Genomic DNA, 19312 nt, shown 5'->3' with positions numbered 1-19312 from the left:
CGCTTAGAGTTGCCTCGACCTGCCTTGGGGGGAGGGGTTTTTCCATGGCTTCGAACGTCGTCGCGCGCCGTTGCGCGATGTTTTTCTTTGCGCTGTCCGTTTGCGTCGCCGGCGCTCGCCACATCACGGATGCGCACGCGGCCGGCGCGTTTGCAGTCGGCAAGTGCGGCGCCTACGGCCAGGCCTTTGACTATGGCCACGAGCACGAGGCCCGCGCCGCCGCGCAGAAGCAGTGCAAGGGCGATTGCACCACCGTGACGATGAAGCGCGCCTGTGCCGCGATGTCGGTCGATATGACCAACCCCTGCGGCGCCTATGGCTACGCCGTCAAGCCGCAGATCTCGGCCTCGCTCAATGCCGCTACGCGTGAATGTTACAAATACGGCGGCAAGGAATGCGTGATCCGCGCCTGGGCCTGCGACGCGAAAGGCTGATTCCTCTTGCTGTCGTGATGGGGCGTTGCGTAGCATCGCCTCGCGAATGACAGTGGAAGGCCCATATGCAGTTCGACACCAAGATCGCCGTCGTGATCCGCACCGATCTTCAAGCCTGGCAGAAGCTCAACGTCGCGTCCTTCCTCACCAGCGGCATCGCCGCAGCCTTTCCGGAATGCATCGGCGAAGCCTATGAGGACGCCTCGGGCACCAAGTATCATGCGCTGATCGGCCAGCCGATTCTGATCTACGGCGCCGATGGTCCTGCATTGTCGCGCGCGCTGGACCGCGCGCTCACCCGCAACGTCAAGGTGGCGGTCTACACCGAGGACATGTTCAAGACCACGCACGACGCCGCCAACCGCGAGGCGGTGAGGGCGGTTGCACGCACGGATCTCAATCTCGTCGGCATCGCCATGCGCGCCGAGCGCAAGGTGATCGACAAGATCGTCGATGGCCTGAAGTTCCATAGTTAGTCGCACCGCTCAAAAGTTCCATCGTCATTGCGAGCGCAGCGAAGCAATCCAGAATCGTTTGGCGCAGGTTTTCTGGATTGCTTCGTCGCTTCGCTCCTCGCAATGACGGAGTGCGTGCTCACCCCGGCGGCATGCCCTCGAATTTCATCAGGCCGGCGTCGAGAGGGTCCCACTCATGGCCGCGCGCGGCGAAGGTCACCGCCTGCGGCTTGTAGCGGGCGGGCTCGTCGAGGCTTGCCGCGCGGATGGTGAAGACATCGGGCTGCGCGGCGAAGGTCATGTAGACGGCTACGCCGCATTGTGTGCAGAAGCCGCGCGTCTTCACCTTGCCGCTGTCGGCGACCATGTCCCAGTGCCTGGCATCGCCCGTCAGCGTGACACCGGCGCGCGCGAAGGTCGCGTAGGAGCCATGGCCGCTGCCGCTTTCCCGCTGGCAGTCCCGGCACTGGCAGTGATTGCTGAAGAGGGGCTCCCCTTCGATCGAATAGCGGATCGCGCCGCAGGCGCAGCCGCCGGTATAGGGCTTTTCCATCGCGATATCTCCCACTCAGCCTTCGCCGCTGATCTCATCGAGCTTGCGAACGACCTTCTTCCAGCCGCCGCTCATCACCGTGTAGGCCGACTCGTTCCTGGGCAGGACGAAGCCCGCATGGACGAGGCGGATCCGCGTGCCGGCTTCGACCGGGGTGAGGGACCAGGTCACGACGGTGTCGAGCGGTGCGCCATAGCCGGTGTTGCGCTCGTCGCCGCCCTTCCAGGCGTAGACGAGGCGCCTGAAAGCCACGACCTCCAGAACCCGGCAATGGATCACGCCGTCCCAATTGCCGCCCGGGGTGGTCTGGAAGGTGAAGGCCTTGCCTTCGACGGCTTCAAAGCCGGTCGGCTGCATCAGCCAGCGCCCGATCAGCTGCGCGCTGGTCAGCGCCTTCCAGATCGTCTCGGCTGTGTGAGGGAAGACCTCGTCGATGACGATGTCTCTTGTGTCGGCTTTCAACGCGGCAGCACTCACGGGTCGATCTCCTTCAAGAGGTCACGCAGGTTCTGGAAACGCTCGCGCCAGAAGACGCCGTAATGGTCCATCCAGGTGACCAGCGGCTCGAGTCCTTGCGGCGCAGCGCGGTAATAGACGTTGCGGCCCTCGGCGCGCTCGGCGACGAGGCCGGCCTGCTTCAGCGACTTCAGGTGCTGCGAGATCGCGCCCTGGGTCACGCCGCTGCCGCGCGTCAGCTCGGCGACGCTGATCTCCTTGCTGTCGAACACGCGCTCGAACACGGCGCGGCGGGTCGGATCGGCAAGGGCGCGCATCACGGTGGTGACGGGGTTTGGGGCGGCTTCGATCATGAAATCGAATTAGCGAATGCTAATGCATTAGTCAACACTAATTTGTTTGCTGGAATGGCTTGTTCTTTGTGATCTTGACTATGACTGACTAGTCAGTCATAAATTTCAAATGACGAAGAAGCCGACCAAAGCCGCTGTGCGCTCTCCGGCCCCCCACGCGAACGGCCCTGCGTCTGCAGGCCCCGATGCAGCACCTGCCTCGAACCGCACCACGCGGGCGGCGGAGCGGCGTGCGGCGATCGTCGAGGCGGCGATGGAGGAGTTCATTGCGCGCGGCTTTGCCGCGACCAGGCTCGACGACATCGCCAAGCGCGCCGGCGTCGCCAAGGGCACGATCTACCTGCACTTCAAGGACAAGGAATCGATGTTCGAGGAGCTGGTGCGCATCGTCATCGTTCCCGTGGTCGCACGGCTGACCACGCTGCCGCCGCCGGCGGGCTCGGTGCGCGACCTCGTCGAGACGTTCGCCGGCAACTTCCTGAAGGAGGTGATCGGCACCAGGCGCGGCGATCTGGTGCGCCTGATCGTGGCGGAGGGGCCGCGCTTTCCGTCGGTCGCCGACTTCTACTACCGCGAGGTGGTCTCGCGCGGGGTCGCCGCGATGCGCGCGCTGATCGAGCTCGGCATCGCCCGCGGCGAGATCCGGCAGAAGGACCTCGCGCGCTATCCGCAGATTCTGGTCGCGCCCGCGATGATCGCCGTGATCTGGCAGAGCCTGTTTGCGCGGCATGCGCCGCTCGACGCGCAGGAGATGCTGCGAGTTCATCTCGATTTGATTTTTGGCGAACGGAGGACGACATGAAGTCGTCGCAAACAATTTCTGTTCTGGCATTGCTCGCTGTGCTCGCAACCGGGCTTGCCGGGTGCAAGGAGAAGCGCGATCCCGGCTTCCAGGGCTGGGTCGAGGCCGACATGATCTTCGTCAGCCCGGACGAAGCCGGGCGGGTCACCAAGCTCAACGTCCGCGAGGGCGACGAGGTCAAGGTCGGCGATCATCTCTATTCCGTCGATGACGATCTTCAGCTTGCCGACCTCAACCAGCAGAAGGCGACGCTCGCGAACGCGCAGCAGACCTATGACCGTGCGGCTTCGCTGAACAAGACCGGCTCCGGCACGCAGGCCAATCTCGATTCCGCCGTGTCCGCCCTGCGCGTCGCGGAGGCGCGGGTGGCGACCTCGGAGACGCGGATGGCGAGGCGCAAGGGCTTCGCGCCCGTCGCCGGCACCATCCAGCAGATCTATTTCCGCGAAGGCGAGATGGTGGCGGCGCAGCGGCCGGTGCTCTCGATCATGCCGCCCGGCAACATGAAGCTGCGCTTCTTCGTGCCGGAGACCGAGTTGCCGAAGCTCGCGATCGGCGACACGGTGCGCGTGTCCTGCGACAATTGCGCCGCCGATCTCACCGCGAAGATCTACTTCATCGCGACCTCGGCCGAATACACGCCGCCCGTCATCTACAGCCTCGAGGAGCGCAACAAGCTGGTCTATCTGATCCAGGCGCGACCCTCGCGGCCCGATGCCTTGCGCGTCGGACAGCCGATCGACATCTACCTTAATCCGAAGACCCCGGTGGCGGACAAGCGATGAGCAACGGCAACGGCATCGCCATCGACGTCAAAGGCCTGACGAAATCATTCGGCGGCCGCGAGGTCGTGCACGATCTGTCGATGCAGGTGAAGCGCGGCTCGATCTACGGCTTCCTCGGTCCCAACGGCTCGGGCAAGACCACGACCATCCGCATTCTCTGCGGCCTGCTCACGCCGGATAGCGGCGAGGGCACCTGCCTCGGCTACGACATCCGCCGCGATGCCGAGAAGATCAAGCGCCAGGTCGGCTACATGACGCAACGCTTCAGCCTGTACCAGGACCTCTCGGTGCGCGAGAACCTCGAATTCGTCGCGCGGCTCTATGGCCTCACCGACGCGCGCGGCGCCGCGCGCGACATGATCAAGCGGCTCGGGCTCTCGGGGCGCGAGGAGCAGCTCGCCGGCGAGCTCTCCGGCGGCTGGAAGCAGCGGCTGGCGCTGGGGGCCTGCACGCTGCCCAATCCACAATTGTTGCTGCTGGACGAACCGACGGCCGGCGTCGACCCCAAGGCGCGGCGCGATTTCTGGAACGAGATCCACGCCCTCGCCGCCGAGGGCCTCACCGTGCTGGTCTCGACCCATTACATGGACGAGGCCGAGCGCTGCCACGAGATCGCTTACATCGCCTATGGCTATCTGCTGGCGCACGGCACGGTGGAGGAGGTGATCGCGAAATCGGCGCTGACGACCTACACCGTCACGGGCGAAGACCTGAACGAGCTCGGCAGCGCACTCACGGGGAAGCCCGGCATCGACATGGTGGCGCCGTTCGGCACCTCGCTGCATGTGTCCGGTCGCGACGTCCCGGCGCTCGAAGCCAGTATCGCGCCCTGGCGCGAGAAAAGCGGACTGCACTGGCAGAAGTCGCAGCCCTCACTCGAAGACGTGTTCATTGAGCTGATGGGGCGCTCCAAGGATAATTTCCAATGAGCGCAGTCGACCATCCTGCACCACGGCGCGAAATCCGCGAGCGCTTCGGCTTTTTGCGGCGCTCCTACGCGATGCTGATCAAGGAGTTCATCCAGCTGAGGCGCGACCGCGTCTCGTTCGCGATGATCGTGATGCTGCCGGTGATGCAGCTCTTGCTGTTCGGCTATGCCATCAACACCACGCCGCACCATCTGCCGAGCGCGGTGCTGCTCCAGGAGGATTCCGATCTCGCCCGCTCGATCCTGAAGGCGCTGGAGAACACCGCCTATTTCCGCTTCCTCTATGAGGTGCACGACGTCGATGATTTCGACAATCTCCTGAAATCCGGCAAGGTGCTGTTCGGCGTCGAGATCCCGCGCGGCTTCGAGCGGGCGGTGCGGCGCGGCGACAGGCCGGCGCTGCTGGTTGCGGCCGACGCCACCGATCCGATCGCGGCGAGCTCGGCGATCGGCTCGCTCGGCATGGTCGTGCAGACCGCGCTCAAGCACGACCTCTATATCGGCGATCCCCCGGAGATGCCGTTCGAGATCCGCGCCCATGCCCGCTACAACCCGGCAGCTAGCTCCAGCCTCAACATCGTGCCGGGCCTCGTCGGCACCATCCTGACCATGACCATGCTGATCTTCACCGCGCTGTCGGTGACGCGCGAGGTCGAGCGCGGCACCATGGAGAGCCTGTTGTCGATGCCGATCAAGCCGGTCGAGGTGATGTTCGGCAAGATCATCCCTTACGTGCTGGTCGGCTTCGTCCAGGCCTTCCTGATCATCGGCATCGGCGTCGGCCTGTTCGGCGTACCCGTGCTCGGCAATCTCGTTCTGCTGGCGCTGCTCTCGACGCTGTTCATCACCACCAATCTGTCGATCGGCTACACCATCTCGACATTGGTGCAGAACCAGCTCCAGGCCATGCAGATGTCGATGATGTTCTTCCTGCCGAGCATTCTGCTCTCCGGCTTCATGTTCCCGTTCGCAGGTATGCCGGCCTGGGCGCAATATCTGGGCGAGGCCTTGCCGTTGACCCATTATTTGCGAATCGTCCGCGCCATCATGCTGAAGGGCGCGACCATGCAGAATTTGCATTTCGACGCGCTGGCGCTGGCGGCCCTGATGCTGCTCGCCATGACCGTCGCCGTGACGCGCTTCCGCCGTACGCTGGATTGAGGCACAATACCCCGGAATCGAGGGGCGGAATGGCCAAGTTTGCGAGCAGGAAGGCGCGGCAGCATGCCGCCTTGTCGGAGGACTTCGAGCGCGAGCTGACGCGGGAGGTGCTGCGCACCGAGCTGTTGCGGGTGCGGGCATTGATCGCGACCGGCTGCGTCATGACGCTGTTCCTCACCGCGGTCTATTTGGTCGATCCCGCCGTGGTGAACCGGGTCTGGCGCGGCACCGAAGGGCTCGCCGAAGTCTACGGCCTGCTCGTCGGCTTCATTTTGTTCGAGGTCTGGGTCCATACCCAGATCAGGAAGAACCTCCGCCTCGATCGCGACGTGCCGGTGGCCAGGCGCTATATCGGCACGCTGATCGAGACATCGCTGCCGACCGTGATCCTGATCCTGCAGATCCGGACCATGGGCGCGACCCAGGCCCTCGGCTTCGCCGTGCCGCTGATGTATTTCATTTTCGTCATCCTCTCGACGCTGCGGCTCGATTTCTGGCTCTCGACCTTCACCGGCTTCGTCGCTGCTGCCGAGCTGTTCGCGGTCGCACTGGTCTACGATCCCTCGAGCAGCGTCGGCGAGCCCCAGCTCTATTTTCACGCCGTCCGCAGCACCATCATCCTGATCTGCGGCGTGCTCGCGGGCGCCGTCGGCGCGCAATTGCGGCGGCAGTTCGCCGCGAGCATCGCGGCCGCCACCGCGCGCGACCGCGTCACCAATCTGTTCGGCCAGCACGTGTCGCCGCAGGTGGTGGAGCGGCTGATGACGGCGGGGCCGCGCACCGGCGGCGATGTCCGCCGCGTCGCGGTGATGTTCGTCGATTTCCGCGGCTTCACGACCGGTGCGCAGTCGCGTACGCCACAGGAGGTGGTCGACCGGCTCGACGGCGCCTTCGCCGTGCTGGTCGACATTCTCGACCGCGAGGGCGGCATCGTGAACAAGTTCCTGGGTGACGGCTTTCTCGCGCTGTTCGGCGCGCCGCTGGAAGCATCCGACGCCGCGCACCGCGCGGTCGCCGCCGGCCGCGAGATGCTGCGGGCGATGGATCGCATCAACGCGGAGAGCAGCTGGCCGCTGCGGATCGGGATCGGCATCCATTTCGGCGAGGTCGTCGCCGGCAATATCGGCTCGCCCCGGCGCAAGGAATACACCGTCATCGGCGACACCGTGAACTTCGCCTCGCGGCTCGAGGCGCTGAACAAGGAGTTCGGCTCGCAGCTTCTGATCTCCGCATCCGTGCGCGAGGCGCTGGGCGATGACGGCAACGATGCCGTCGCGCTCGGCGAGGTTGAAGTGCGCGGCTATGACGAGAAAGTACCCGTGTATCAGCTGGGGTAGCGCGCTCACAAATCGGTGTGCGCAGTTCTCTTTCATCCAAGCGATTGCTCCGATTGCACTCAATTTTGGGGCATGACGAGCGATGTTGTCGGCTTGTAGAGTGCCGCGCGATGCGGCCGGTCGTGGCCGCGACTTGCATGGGGAAGTGACGATGCAGCGCCGCTACATCACCGTCGACGTGTTCACCGACCGCGCCTTCGGCGGCAACCAGCTTGCCGTGGTCCTCGATGCCGGCGGGCTCACGACCGCGCAGATGCAGGCGATTGCGACCGAGTTCAACTATTCCGAGACCACCTTCGTGTTACCTCCGCGCGACAAGGCCAATGATGCGGAGGTGCGCATCTTCACGCCGGTCCAGGAGATTGCCTTTGCGGGCCATCCCAATGTCGGCACCGCCTTCGTGCTCGCCTCGATGGCGAAAGAGCCGAAGCCGCGCCTGCTGTTCGAGGAGAAGGCCGGGCTCGTCCCGGTCGAGATCGTGCGAGAGCGGGGCAGGGTGATCAGAACCGAGCTCACCGCGCCGCAGCCGCTGCAGCGGCTGTCGCGGCTGTCGGCTGCCGAAGCTGCGAGCTGCGTCTCACTCGTTGCCGACGACATCAAGACCGACAATCACGAGCCTGAGATCGTCACCGTCGGAAACGCGTTTCTGGTGATGGAGCTGCATTCGCGCGAGGCGCTGAAGCGGGCCCGGCCCGATGCGGCAGCCTTCAGCAAGGTCTTGCCGCGCGAAGGTGCTCGCTCGGTGTGGTTCTATACCCGCGACGTGCCCCCGGCGGAGGCGCCTTGCGAGCGGCAGGCGCGCATGTTCATGCGTGGTGCCAGCGGTCTCGTCGAGGATCCCGCCACCGGCAGCGCCACGGTTGCCGCCGCCGCGCTGTTCGCCGACCTCGATCCCGCGCGCGACGGTGAGCTGAAGCTCACTGTAGGCCAGGGTTTTGACATGGGCCGCCCGAGCATCCTCTCGACGCGCGTGCGCAAGCAGGATGGCAAGGGCGTGTCCGCTCACGTCGGCGGCGCTTGCGTGCCGATGATGGAGGGGACGTTTAGGTTGGCGGGGGAGGGCTGAGCCTCCCCACGTGTCATTCCGGGGCGCGACGAAGTCGCGAGCCCGGAATCCATTCATCCACCACCTCTGGCGCTCGATGGATTCCGGGTTCGCGCCAAGAGGCGCGCCCCGGAATGACTGCGACCCCTACACCTGCCGCCCCGCCAAATTCTCCACCGCAACCCCGTCGCGCTCCTCGATGATCTCCGCGATCATCTGGCGGTGGCAGTGGGTGTGGTCGCGCTCGTAGCAGAGCAGGCACACCGGGCCGGCCTTCTTCACCAGCGCCGAGAGCTCGTCCATCTCTTCTTTCGCCTGCGGCGTCTTCAGGTGTTTTGAATAGATCTTCTCGAGCACGTCGTATTGACCGCCGCGCGCGGCGAGGCGGCCTTCCTTTGGCGTGCCGAGCGCGGCGAGATGGACATAGCCGATGCCGCGCTCGTCGAGGCCCGCCGAAAGCTGCTTCTTGGAAAAGCCCGGCCGGCGCGACGACGTCACCGCGCGCACGTCGACCACGAGCTTGACGCCGGCCTGTTCCAGCTCGTCCAGCACGGCCTTGGGCGGCGTCTGCTCATAGCCGATGGTGAACAGCTTCTTCGCCTTTGCCATGTGAACCTCAGCTCACCCGCGCGATCAATTCCATGGCGCCGTGGGGCGCGCGCACCTTGCCCTCGTGGATGACATAGGCGAACACGTCGCGCGGCTCCTTCTTCGGCCTGGCCTTATCAACCTTCGGCAGGTCGTCGGGTTCACCGCCCGAAGCCCAGGCCTGGAAGCGCTCGGCCCAGGCATCGAGCTGCTTCGGCGGATAGCAGGTCTTGATCTCGTCATTGCCCTTCTGCAGCCGCGCATAGACGAAATCGCCGGCGACGTCAGCGATGGCAGGATATTTGCCGTGCTCGGCGAACACCACGGGCGTCTCGAACTCGCGGATCAGCGTCACGAAGTCCGGCGTGCAGAAGCTGTCGTGGCGGACCTCGACGACATGGCGCAGCGCGCGCCCCTCAAGCTTGCGCGGCAACAGCTCCAGGAACTTGCCGAAATCGGCGCCGTCGAACTTTTTCGTCGGCGCGAACTGCCACAGCACCGGCCCAAGATGATCGCCGAGTTCCAGCACGCCGGAATCGTAGAACCGCTTGATGGAATCGCCGGCCTCCGCGAGCACGCGGCGGTTGGTCGCGAAGCGCGGTCCCTTCACCGAGAACACGAAGCCCTCAGGCACCTCGCTCGCCCATTTGCGAAAGCTCTCCGGCTTCTGCGAGCCGTAGTAAGTGCCGTTGATTTCGATCGAGGTCAGCTTGGAGGCGGCATAGGACAGCTCCTTCGCCTGCGCCAGCTTCTCCGGATAGAACACGCCGCGCCAGGGCTCGAAGGTCCAGCCGCCGATGCCGATGAAGATGTTGCCGGATTTTTTGGACGCAGTTTTTGCTTTGGCCACGGGAGGATCTCGCATCGACGGGGAGGGATCTCATCCTAATCAAACCAGATGTGATTGGCCAGTTGGCCGGCCCCGTCTAAGCTCGCGACCGGACCCGCGAAGAAGGAGAACAAGATGCGGATGCTGCTGGTGGGAATAGCGCTCGTCATGATGACATCTGCTGCCATGACAAATTATGCCGTGGCGGATGACGACGACGCGAAGGGCGCGCAGAAGCTCGCCCAGCAGGGCCGCGACGATTACTGGCATTGCCTGGCGCGGGAATATTCGCGCGACTCCAATCAGGGCCTGTCGGAGCAGGATTTCGGCCGCTCGGTTGCGGGCGCCTGTCCTTCTGAGCGGCAATATTACCGGGTGGCGCTGCTCGACTATCTCACCACGCAATATCCCAGCATCGATGCCGGCGCCCATCTCGCCACCGCGAACAGGGCGGTGGAGGCGGCGCAGAAGGACATCGTGATGGCCTTCGTCAAGCACCGGCCGCCCCAGAAGTAGCCCGTCGCTAGTGCTGTCTGCGAGCTCTTCCGGCCGCGCGCGCATCCGTGGTATCAGTGGGCCGGTCTGGAGCGGGGATGGACTTGCATGTCGTCTGAGTCGGTGGGTGGCATTCTGGGGGCGATCGTCGCGGCTGTCGTGCTTGCGGTTGCCGTCGTGTTCGGGCCGATCGGTCAGTACGGCAAGCCGCCCAAGCCGGCGAAGGTCGAGCCCGCCCCGGCGGCACCGGCAGCCCCCGCCGCGCCCGTGCCGCGCGGGCCGATCATCCGGGAAGTGCCCAACCAATAGGGCATGAAAACCGGGTTTCCGCCCCTTGCGGAACGCCTTTGCCGTCCCCATCTAGCTTCTAACGGCGACGTTGAGCGTAAGACCTCCGTCGCTGGGACGACCTTGGAATAGCTTAAGGCCTGCGCCGGATGTACGCGCGGCCCGCCGTTCCGGGGTCGTTGGCATTTTAGGGCCCTTTTCGGCCATTCCCCAGAACCCCGGCTTGGCAGCGCAGGATGCGGCGGATATACGCTGCCGTCATGAACGAAGCGATCAGACCGGGCATCGACAACCAGGCTCAAGAGGGGCCGGAACTGTCGGTCATCGTCCCGACTTTCAACGAGCGCGACAACGTCACGGTGCTGTACCGGCGCCTGGAGGCGACGCTCGCCAACGTTGCCTGGGAGGTCGTGTTCGTCGACGACAACTCGCCGGACGGCACCTGGGACGTCGTGCGCGAACTGGCGCAGCGCGACAGCCGCGTGCGCTGCGTCCGCCGCATCGGCCGCCGCGGCCTGTCGGGCGCCTGCATCGAGGGCATCCTCGCCTCCAGCGCGCCCTATGTGGCCGTGATCGATGCCGACCTCCAGCACGACGAGACGCAGCTGCCCAAGATGCTGTTGCTGCTCGCAAGCGATCAGGCCGACCTCGTCGTCGGCAGCCGCTACATCGAGGGCTACAAGAGCGAAGGCTTCAACAAGCAGCGCGCCGGCGCCAGCGCGCTCGCGACCGAGGTCGCCAAGAAGATGCTGCGGGTCGAGATTGCCGATCCCATGAGCGGCTTCTTCATGATCCGCCGCGACCGCTTCGAGCAGCTCGCACCGAAGCTCTCCGTGCACGGCTTCAAGATCCTGCTCGACATCGTCGCGACCGCGCATGGCAGCTTGCGGGCGGTCGAGATTCCCTACACCTTCGGCGCCCGCCAGCACGGCGAGAGCAAGCTCGATTCCATGGTCGCGCTCGACTTCCTCGGTCTCGTCTTCGCCAAGCTGACCAACGACGTCGTCTCGCTGCGCTTCATCCTGTTCGCGATGGTCGGCGGCTTCGGCTTGGTGGTGCACCTGACCACGCTGTTCATCGCGCTTCGCCTGTTCAACGCGCCATTCGCGGAGGCGCAGGCCGCCGGCGCCATCGTCGCCATGACCAGCAATTTCATCCTCAACAACTTCCTCACCTATCGCGACCAGCGGCTGAAGGGCTTTGCGCTGCTGCGCGGCCTGATCGCCTTCTACATCGTGTGCAGCGTCGGCCTGCTCGCCAATGTCGGCGTCGCCTTCTCGGTCTACGACCAGGAGCCGATCTGGTGGCTGGCCGGCATGGCCGGCGCGCTGATGGGCGTGGTGTGGAACTACGCGATGTCCGGACTGTTCGTCTGGCGCAAGAAATAGCGCGACATGGGCGGAGCTGACGCGCGGATCGTCCGCAATACCGCGCTGCTGATTCTCGCGCTGGTGGGATTGCGGCTCGTTGCAGCCGCGTTCACCCCGATCACGTTCGACGAAGCCTATTACTGGATGTGGTCGAAGAGCCTCGCCGGAGGCTATTACGACCACCCGCCGATGGTCGCCTATGTCATCCGCGCCGGAACCATGATCGCGGGCGATACCGAGCTCGGCGTCCGCCTCGTCTCGATCCTGCTGGCGCTGCCGATGAGCTACGCGGTCTATCGCTCCGCCGCGATCCTGTTCGGCGGCGCACGCGTGGCCGCGACCAGCGCCATTCTCCTCAACGTGACACTGCTTGCTTCCGTCGGCACACTGATCGTCACGCCCGATGCGCCGCTGCTGGTCGCCTCCAGCTTCGTGCTGTTCTTCCTCGCCAAGGTGCTGGAGACGGGACGGGGCGCCTGGTGGCTCGCGGTCGGCGTGGCGGTCGGCGCGGCGCTGCTGTCGAAATACACCGCGATGTTCTTCGGGCCGGCGATCCTGATCTGGCTCGCATCCGTGCCAAAACTCCGGCGCTGGTTTCTCTCGCCCTGGCCCTATCTCGGCGGCCTCGTGGCCCTGGCGCTGTTCTCGCCGGTGATCCTCTGGAATGCAGACCATCAATGGGTCTCGTTCACAAAGCAGCTCGGCCGCGCCAGGGTCGAGGACTTCCGCCCCGCCTTCATCGCCGAGCTGATCCCGACCCAGATCGCGTTCGCAACGCCGCTGGTCTTCATCCTCGGCGCAATGGGCCTGCACGCGCTGACCTGGCAGCGCGCCGGGGCGCTGGCCTCGCGCGTGCTGATCGAGACGATGTTCTGGACCATCGTCGCCTATTTCGTCTGGCATTCGCTGCATGCCCGCGTCGAGGCCAACTGGTTCGCACCGGTGTATCCGCCGTTTGTCATAGCCGCGGCCGCCGCCGCCAATCTCGCGCAGTGGAAGCCGCGTCAGCGGCGCCTCGTCGACTTTTGCCTGCGCTGGGCCGCGGCTGTGGGCATCGTGATGTTCGCAGCCTTGATCGTGCAGGCCAATACCGGCTGGTTGTCCGGATATCGCCGCGATGCCACCGTGCGCAGCGTCGGTGTCGGTTGGCGCGAGCTCGCGGCCGGAATCGAAGCGGTGCGCGCGCGCAGTGGTGCGACCTGTGTGCTCGCGCAGGATTACGGCACCACGAGCTGGCTCGCATTCTATCTGCCGCGCGGCACCTGCTTCGCGCAGCAAAGCCAGCGCATCCGCTGGATCAACATGAAAGAGCCCGATCCCAAGCTGCTCGCCGGCAAGCTGCTCTATGTCGACGAATTGCGCGCCGACGCCAATCCCGCCCTCAATGCTCTCTTTGCGCAGGTGACGCAGGTGGCGCAATTGCAGCGCAAGCGCGGGCCTCTCGTGGTCGAGACCTACGGCATCGACCTGCTCGAGGGCGCCAAGGGCGAGGTGCTGGACCGCTCGCCGCCGCCGGAGGCGCGGTAGCGCCTTAGAGCGGAATGGCTCTAGGTCGAATCGATTGCCGCGGGCTCGGTGCAACCTCTCCCGCTTGCGGGAGAGGTCGCGCCGAAGGCGCGGGTGAGGGTTTTCTCCTCTAGGGGATTGTCCCATTGCGGAAACACCCTCTCCCCAACCCTCTCCCGCAAGCGGGAGAGGGAGCGCACCTCCGTCTTTGCAGCGATCGAGCCTCACTTCATCGCGCTTTAGCCCATCATCTCGGCCTTGGCCGCATCCTGGCCTGGTCCATCCCGGTCGCGCCAGAACCAGACGGTCACGACGCCGGAGCGGCCGCGGACCTGAGCGAGCAGGGGGCCGGACAAAACGCCGTCGGGCGCGCCCTGGAAGTCGGCCGCATCCAGCAGCGTGTCGCTCAACGCGAGGCGCGCATCGTTCTGGGCGGCAATCTCCATCAGCCGGCTTGCGACGTTGACGGTATCGCCTGTCGCCGTGATGTGCTGATGGCTTTCGCCGAGCCGCGAGGCGACGATCGGGCCGCAATGCGCGCCGATCTTGAAGCCGAGCTGACCTGCGATCGCCGGCGGCAGCGAGGCGATCCAGCCTGCGAGGCCGCGATGCAGATCGATCGCGCATTTCAGCGCGCGTGCCGAATCGTCGGGCATCGCGCGCGGCAGCCCGAACAGGATCATGGCGCCGTCGCCGAGGAAGCCCGTGATCATGCCGCCGCAATCGATCGCGGTCCGGTCGATCAGCGCATGAAACGCCTTCAGGATATTCGTGAGCTGGTCCGGATCGATCCGCTCGCTCAGACCGGTGAAACCGGAGAGATCGACGAACACCACGGCTGCGTCCTGCCGCACCGGCTTCGACAGGAAGTTCGGATCTCGCGCCAGCCAATCCTGCAGCGCCGGAGCCTGGAATTGCGCGAGCGACCTGCTCCGGGCGGCGAAATATTGCGTGCGGCGGCCCCCGGCCCACAGCTGCACGCCGGCAAAGACCGCAACCGGCGGCACCGCCGCGGCGAGCGTGGTCGCGGCGTTCAGCCAGACGCCATGCATGAACGCGAACAGGTTGAGCCCGGCCCAGGCGATCATCGCCGCGGCCGCGGCCATGGTGCCGAGCGCGACGCGCTGCCAGGCGAGCAGGCCGACCAGCAGCATCGGCAGCAGGATCGCCGTGAGCGCGTCGGCAATGCGCACCCTGTGGTCGCGCAAGATGGCGTCGCCGGCAACGAGATGCGTGATCGCGGTCGAGACCACCTCGACGCCGGGCATTAGCGAATCGAACGGCGTCGGATAGAAATCGCCGCCGCCAGCGACGGAGGCGCCGATCACGACGATCCGGTTCTCGATGGCCGCGCGATCGAGCGTGCCGTCGAAGATGCTCTGTGCGCTGACGGTACGGATGGTGCGGCGCGGGCCGTAATAGGTGATCGGCAATGCCAGGTTGCTGTCGGTCGGCACCAGGCGATCGCCGAGCATGAGATGGCCCGGCGCGACGGTCAGCGGCTTGTCGAGCGCGCGGGCCGCGACGCGCAACGGAAACGACAGCTCGACCTTGTCGCGGGTCCGGAACAGCATCGGCACAGCGAGCGGCGAGCCCGATTGCCCTGTCGCGACGTTGACGACGCCGACCTCGGCGTGAACGGCGAATGCGGGCAATGGCTGCAGGAAGCGCTCGGCCTCGGGCAGCACGGCCAGGGGACCTTCGCTGCTGGGGGCCACAGTTTCGCTGGCGGAGGGGAAGATCGCCGCGGCGGCGAGCACCATCGGGCCGGTGGCGAGCGTGTTGGCGAGCGTCGCATCGCCGATCGCTGCGCTGCGATCGACCAGCAGCAGGTCGATCGCCACCACCTTCGGCTTGAACTGCACGATGGTGTCGACGACGCGGGCGAGATCGGCGCGCGGCAGCGGATAGCTGCCGCCCCGCTTCACCACGGTGTCGTCGATCGCGACGATGGTGACGAGATCCGGCGGACGCTGCACGCCGCGGGCCTGCGTCCGCCAGTCTGTCAGCGTCGCTTCGAGGCGGTCGAGAAAGCGCAGATGGCCGTCGGCATGCGTGGCATAGATGCCCGCGCCCCACAGCGCGGTGAGGACGAGTGCCACCAGGATCTGAACGCGTCGGCTGCGCATGCGGTCGTCTTGCAATCCCTATTGTCCAAATTTCATGGGCCGGGCCTGGTCGACCAGGGGCTCATTGCCCGAGTCTTGCCATCAGCGCATCGACGCGCGGCTGGCCCCAGGTCTTGACGATCAGGGGGCCGGTTGCCTCGACATCGACGCCTTCGCCGGGCCCAAGCACGACGCCGCGTCCACGAGCCCTGCGGCTCACGCCGACCCGGCCGTCTGCGACGAACACGGCGGTCTTGGCGTCAGCGACATCGACCGCCCATTTGGTGCCGCGCACCGCGGCAATCGCTTGCGGCGTCAGCACCTTGAAGGGATTGCCCCGCGGCTTCTTGGGCATCTCGAGCAGCAAGGCTTTGCTGCTCAATTCGACCGAGTCTATATGTCCGTCGCGGTTGGCGTCCTTCAGTTCAAACCTGGCGCCGTTTTCCGCAACGATGGTGATGCCGTTGTCGCAGCGCCAGGTCTGCGTCCCGGCAGCCGACGGCGATGCTGTGCAGCCCGCATCGGCCGCAGGCTGCGCCATCGCAGATCCGATCAACAGAAGCGACCCCGCCAGGGCGAAAAGCCCTGCGCGCGCGATCCCTCTCATGCCAGCCTCCGTTTGCGTGCTCGGCACAGGTCAGGGCGGGACGATACGGTACCGTATCACACGCAGAGGCTGCTGAGAAGTGCCGACGTGGCAGCTATTTTCTCGCGGTGGCGATGTCCAGAACCGACGCGATCAACTTTCAGTCACGGCGCCGTGCCGCGTGAGGTCGCGCGACGCGTCATGCGCCTGGGCCGGTGCCGCATGGCCGGCGGAAGAGGCCTATCGGACGCGTGCTCCACCAGCCTCGCGCAACGCTTGCGCATTACGTTTTGGGGGCAGTCGAGGATCACGAAAATGACGTTGTTGAGTGCGTCATGGATGTGGCCGAGGACGTCCGCAGAGCGTGCTGAATCGGCCGAGAATTATGGTTAACAGACCCGACTAAGTCCGTAGTTCTGCGGGCTTTTTTCTCAAAACGGGACAACGTTAACGAGTTGCCCCAGATCCGCCCGAACTTAATCCGCATTTAACTAAAAGTCGCCTTAATGACGCTCCGACCCTCTGCGAGATGCTGTTCCCGGATCGTGACCAGCGGCGCTTCGAAGGGGGACTGAGTGACACCGTCCTGGACGCAAGGCGAATGAGTACGAGTATCGCTGCGCAGAGTAACGCGGCACGGAAGTCCAAGAATTTCTCCAAGAACAATTCGCGGAAATCTTCCCGGAAAATGACAACGACCAATTGGCTTGGCGCCGCGGCGATCGGCTGCGTCGTGATGGGCGCCGGCTGGACCATCCACAGCAACATCTTCGGCGCGAGCGTCTATCCGACGGTGGGCAGCATCGGCTACGACGAGCCGGTGATCAAGCGCGCGCCCAGGGTGGCACTGCGTGAGGCGGGCGAAGCCATCAAGGAAACTTTCGCGCTGCTGCCCGACCGCCTGCAGGTCGCAGCTCCGATCTCGCGCGAGATGTTCAACGAGCGCTTTGCCGCGGCGGCGACGCAAGGCGTGCCGTCGAATGCCGCAAGCGCACCCGCAGCCCAGGTTGCGGCAACCAAGGAAACTTCGAAGGACGCCCCGAAGCAGAGCGTGATCGCCAAGGTCGCGGACGCGCTGAAGCCGGCGGCCAAATCCACTGACAAGACCATCGACAAGCCTGCTGACAAGGCCAAGCGCGAGGGCCAGATGCAGCTGGCTTCGGCCGACCCGGCCGAGATCGTGCCGGCGCCCGAAGCGAAACCGAAATCCTTCGCCGATCGCGCCAAGGCCGCGGTGATGTCGATCACCGCTCCGCGCCAGTCGATGGTCGAAAAGCTCTGGGGTAAGCGCGAGCCGTCGGGTGGACTGCTCGCCTACGCCTCGGCCGATGCCAGCGTGACGGCATCCATCGCGCCGAAGGAGCAGAACCCCATGCTCGGCGGCGCGCCGCCCTATGAGCGCGACACCGCGGTCTACGACATCACCGCCAAAACGGTGTATCTGCCCGACGGCACCAGGCTCGAGGCGCATTCCGGCCTCGGCTCCAATCTCGACGATCCGCGCTCTTCGAAAATCCGCATGCGCGGCGTGACGCCGCCGCACATCTACACCCTGAAGCCGCGCGAGGCGCTGTTCCACGGCGTGCCGGCGCTGCGCCTGACCCCGCTCGGCGGCGAGAGTGCGATCTACGGCCGCGACGGCCTGCTCGCGCACACCTTCATGCTCGGGCCGAACGGCGATTCCAACGGCTGCGTGTCGTTCAAGGACTACTACGCGTTCCTCGACGCTTACCGCAACAAGGGCATCCGCAAGCTCGCCGTGCTGGCGCGGGTGGAGTGATCTCAGTCAATTCCCGGTAACGCAAAAGGGCCGCTCACTGCGGCCCTTTTGTTTTTTCGCTTTGCCAGCGCCATTGCCCGCACCGGTGACCTGCTACGCGGCATTGGCGGGCATGGTCTTGCGCAGCGCCATCTCGGTGGCGATCGCCTCTCGCACCACGGGCCGCGCCTGCATGCGTTCGAGATAGGCCGCCAGCGGCGGCCATTGCGTGATGTCTACTCCTGCCGGACGGAGCAGCAGCAGGGCCCAGGTGAGATGGGCATCTGCCACGGTGAAGCCGTTGCCGACGAGGAATTCGCGGTCCGCCAGATGCGCTGCCGGCACCGACAAGGTCTGTCCGATCCTTGCGCGCGGCTTGGCGAGCGAGCCGTCGTCCTTGTACCAGAAGGTCGGAAACAGGAACGCCTTGTGGATCTCGGTCCCGACGAAACTCAGCCATTCCTGCAGACGATAGCGATCGGGATCGCCGAACCGCGGCGCAAGACCCGTCTCCGGTTTCAGATCGGCGATGTATTGCAGCACCGCCGCGCTCTCCGTCAGCCGATCGCCGTTCTCCAGCACGAGGACCGGCACCGCTCCCTTCGGCGCTACGTCGCGAAAGTCGCTGTCGTCGTCCACGACCTGCTTGGTCCTGAGATGCACCAGATGATAGTGCGCCTCGAGGCCTGCTTCCATCAGCGCGATGCGGCTCGCAAGCGAGCAGGCCATCGGCGAGAAATAGAGTTGCAGCATCGCGTTGCTCCGTTATTTCAGTGCATCGCCGCGCGCGATGATGGCGAAGCGGTCGGATAGCTCGGCGAGTGCAACCTCATGGATGGTTCGAGCGTCCAGCGTGCCGCCGCCGCCGTCCGGCAGGTCGCGCGTGGCGCAGGAATCGGCATCGATCGTCGTGCGAAAACCGAGGTCGAGCGCGGCTCGCGCTGTGGAGCTGACGCACATATGCGTCATGAAGCCGGCCAGCACGATGTTCTTCCTGTCGGTTGCGGCAAGGCGCGCCTGCAAATCAGTGCCGGCGAACGCATTCGGCAACTCCTTCTCGATCACCAGCTCGCCGGCACGGGGGCTCAGTTCGGCGACGATGGCGCCGCGGTCCGCGCCGCGATCGAACAGGCTGCCGGCCTTGCCGCGATGGGCGATATGGAAGATCGCGGCGCCGCTCTCGCGAGCCCGTGCCAGGAGCGCAGCCGCCCGCGCGATCGCAGGTCTCGCCTCGGGCAAAGCGAGAGGACCTTCGAGATACTCGTTCTGGATATCGATCAGCACCAGCGCGGCGTCGGCAAGGCGCGGCGGGGTGAGATCGGCGCCGGCGAGCTGCAGCAGGGTCTTCGCGGTCGTCATGGTCTTGGAAATCTCCGGGGGCAAAGGCTGAACGAAACATAGCGCCGCGGAGGCCTGCCGATATGCAGGGATATTGCAGCGGGTGGCTGCGATATTGCAGGCCGCTCGGGGCCGG

At 65.5% G+C, this 19312-nt stretch carries 22 protein-coding genes; 13 read left to right on the top strand and 9 right to left on the bottom strand.

Going from position 1 to position 19312, the window contains the following annotated elements:
• The first annotated feature begins 44 nt into the window (after nucleotides 1-44).
• On the top strand, nucleotides 45-434 hold the full coding sequence (locus DCG74_RS29205; protein ID WP_172783011.1) for a DUF4189 domain-containing protein: 390 nt from the start codon (nucleotides 45-47) through the stop codon (nucleotides 432-434).
• A gap of 65 nt (nucleotides 435-499) precedes the next feature.
• A complete protein-coding gene (locus DCG74_RS29200; protein WP_172783012.1) occupies nucleotides 500-910 on the top strand; it encodes a DUF2000 family protein in 411 nt (136 codons plus the stop codon).
• A gap of 118 nt (nucleotides 911-1028) precedes the next feature.
• On the opposite strand, the gene DCG74_RS29195 is transcribed toward DCG74_RS29200, so the two are convergent.
• From DCG74_RS29195 to DCG74_RS29185, 3 genes are read right to left on the bottom strand one after another with little or no spacing between them, the layout of a single operon-like run.
• Nucleotides 1029-1442: a GFA family protein gene (locus tag DCG74_RS29195; protein WP_172783013.1), complete on the bottom strand. Its 414-nt coding sequence runs from the start codon at nucleotides 1440-1442 to the stop codon at nucleotides 1029-1031.
• 15 nt (nucleotides 1443-1457) lie between these two features.
• On the bottom strand, nucleotides 1458-1919 hold the full coding sequence (locus tag DCG74_RS29190) for an SRPBCC domain-containing protein (protein WP_172783014.1): 462 nt from the start codon (nucleotides 1917-1919) through the stop codon (nucleotides 1458-1460).
• On the bottom strand, nucleotides 1916-2251 hold the full coding sequence (locus tag DCG74_RS29185) for a helix-turn-helix transcriptional regulator (RefSeq protein ID WP_172783015.1): 336 nt from the start codon (nucleotides 2249-2251) through the stop codon (nucleotides 1916-1918). The genes DCG74_RS29190 and DCG74_RS29185 overlap by 4 nt, the downstream gene beginning before the upstream one ends.
• Before the next feature lie 109 nt (nucleotides 2252-2360).
• Here DCG74_RS29185 and DCG74_RS29180 point away from each other — a divergent pair, with 109 nt between their 5' ends.
• The 6 genes from DCG74_RS29180 to DCG74_RS29155 all read left to right on the top strand — a co-directional run bounded on the left by DCG74_RS29180 (nucleotide 2361) and on the right by DCG74_RS29155 (nucleotide 8330).
• Nucleotides 2361-3053 carry a TetR/AcrR family transcriptional regulator gene (locus DCG74_RS29180; protein ID WP_172783016.1) on the top strand — a complete coding sequence of 231 codons (693 nt, stop codon included), beginning with the start codon at nucleotides 2361-2363 and terminating at the stop codon, nucleotides 3051-3053.
• The gene (locus tag DCG74_RS29175; RefSeq protein ID WP_172783017.1) at nucleotides 3050-3838 is read left to right on the top strand and encodes an HlyD family secretion protein; all 789 of its coding nucleotides are present in this window, start codon (nucleotides 3050-3052) and stop codon (nucleotides 3836-3838) included. Before DCG74_RS29180 ends, DCG74_RS29175 begins: the two co-directional genes overlap by 4 nt.
• On the top strand, nucleotides 3835-4767 hold the full coding sequence (locus tag DCG74_RS29170) for an ABC transporter ATP-binding protein (RefSeq protein ID WP_172783018.1): 933 nt from the start codon (nucleotides 3835-3837) through the stop codon (nucleotides 4765-4767). Before DCG74_RS29175 ends, DCG74_RS29170 begins: the two co-directional genes overlap by 4 nt.
• Nucleotides 4764-5927, top strand: coding sequence for an ABC transporter permease (locus DCG74_RS29165; RefSeq protein ID WP_172783019.1), 1164 nt, complete (start codon nucleotides 4764-4766; stop codon nucleotides 5925-5927). The genes DCG74_RS29170 and DCG74_RS29165 overlap by 4 nt, the downstream gene beginning before the upstream one ends.
• A gap of 29 nt (nucleotides 5928-5956) precedes the next feature.
• Nucleotides 5957-7264, top strand: coding sequence for an adenylate/guanylate cyclase domain-containing protein (locus DCG74_RS29160; protein ID WP_172783020.1), 1308 nt, complete (start codon nucleotides 5957-5959; stop codon nucleotides 7262-7264).
• 151 nt (nucleotides 7265-7415) lie between these two features.
• Complete coding sequence (locus DCG74_RS29155) at nucleotides 7416-8330, top strand: PhzF family phenazine biosynthesis protein (protein WP_172783021.1); 915 nt, start codon at nucleotides 7416-7418, stop codon at nucleotides 8328-8330.
• Nucleotides 8331-8456: 126 nt separating this feature from the next.
• Here DCG74_RS29155 and DCG74_RS29150 read toward each other — a convergent pair whose 3' ends face one another.
• Both DCG74_RS29150 and DCG74_RS29145 read right to left on the bottom strand, forming a co-directional pair.
• Nucleotides 8457-8918: a DUF488 family protein gene (locus DCG74_RS29150; RefSeq protein ID WP_172783022.1), complete on the bottom strand. Its 462-nt coding sequence runs from the start codon at nucleotides 8916-8918 to the stop codon at nucleotides 8457-8459.
• 7 nt (nucleotides 8919-8925) lie between these two features.
• Nucleotides 8926-9762 (bottom strand): DUF72 domain-containing protein, encoded by an 837-nt coding sequence (locus DCG74_RS29145; protein ID WP_172783023.1) that lies wholly within the window; start codon nucleotides 9760-9762, stop codon nucleotides 8926-8928.
• A gap of 99 nt (nucleotides 9763-9861) precedes the next feature.
• Here DCG74_RS29145 and DCG74_RS29140 point away from each other — a divergent pair, with 99 nt between their 5' ends.
• From DCG74_RS29140 to DCG74_RS29125, 4 genes are all read left to right on the top strand, one after another.
• On the top strand, nucleotides 9862-10242 hold the full coding sequence (locus tag DCG74_RS29140; protein ID WP_172783024.1) for a hypothetical protein: 381 nt from the start codon (nucleotides 9862-9864) through the stop codon (nucleotides 10240-10242).
• Between the two features lie 87 nt (nucleotides 10243-10329).
• Complete coding sequence (locus DCG74_RS29135) at nucleotides 10330-10530, top strand: hypothetical protein (RefSeq protein WP_172783025.1); 201 nt, start codon at nucleotides 10330-10332, stop codon at nucleotides 10528-10530.
• Between the two features lie 239 nt (nucleotides 10531-10769).
• The gene (locus DCG74_RS29130; RefSeq protein ID WP_172783026.1) at nucleotides 10770-11897 is read left to right on the top strand and encodes a glycosyltransferase family 2 protein; all 1128 of its coding nucleotides are present in this window, start codon (nucleotides 10770-10772) and stop codon (nucleotides 11895-11897) included.
• A 6-nt stretch (nucleotides 11898-11903) separates the two neighbouring features.
• Complete coding sequence (locus tag DCG74_RS29125) at nucleotides 11904-13406, top strand: glycosyltransferase family 39 protein (RefSeq protein ID WP_172783027.1); 1503 nt, start codon at nucleotides 11904-11906, stop codon at nucleotides 13404-13406.
• Nucleotides 13407-13624: 218 nt separating this feature from the next.
• On the opposite strand, the gene DCG74_RS29120 is transcribed toward DCG74_RS29125, so the two are convergent.
• Entirely contained in the window at nucleotides 13625-15514 is a 1890-nt protein-coding gene (locus tag DCG74_RS29120) for a CHASE2 domain-containing protein (protein ID WP_172783028.1), read from the bottom strand.
• Nucleotides 15515-15575: 61 nt separating this feature from the next.
• Entirely contained in the window at nucleotides 15576-16100 is a 525-nt protein-coding gene (locus tag DCG74_RS29115; RefSeq protein ID WP_172783029.1) for a FecR domain-containing protein, read from the bottom strand.
• 667 nt (nucleotides 16101-16767) lie between these two features.
• On the opposite strand from DCG74_RS29115, the gene DCG74_RS29110 reads away from it, so the two are divergent.
• The gene (locus DCG74_RS29110; RefSeq protein ID WP_172783030.1) at nucleotides 16768-17859 is read left to right on the top strand and encodes a DUF2778 domain-containing protein; all 1092 of its coding nucleotides are present in this window, start codon (nucleotides 16768-16770) and stop codon (nucleotides 17857-17859) included.
• Nucleotides 17860-17952: 93 nt separating this feature from the next.
• Here the strand turns inward: DCG74_RS29110 and DCG74_RS29105 are convergent, their stop codons facing one another.
• Entirely contained in the window at nucleotides 17953-18591 is a 639-nt protein-coding gene (locus DCG74_RS29105; RefSeq protein WP_172783031.1) for a glutathione S-transferase N-terminal domain-containing protein, read from the bottom strand.
• A 12-nt stretch (nucleotides 18592-18603) separates the two neighbouring features.
• Nucleotides 18604-19197, bottom strand: coding sequence for a cysteine hydrolase family protein (locus DCG74_RS29100; RefSeq protein WP_172783032.1), 594 nt, complete (start codon nucleotides 19195-19197; stop codon nucleotides 18604-18606).
• Nucleotides 19198-19312: the final 115 nt, after the last annotated feature.

The sequence above is a fragment of the Bradyrhizobium sp. WBAH42 genome, assembly GCF_024585265.1.
Classification (GTDB): Bacteria; Pseudomonadota; Alphaproteobacteria; order Rhizobiales; family Xanthobacteraceae; genus Bradyrhizobium.
The sequence above is the reverse complement of the archived record's forward strand: the minus strand, read 5'-3'. Positions and strand labels throughout refer to the sequence as shown.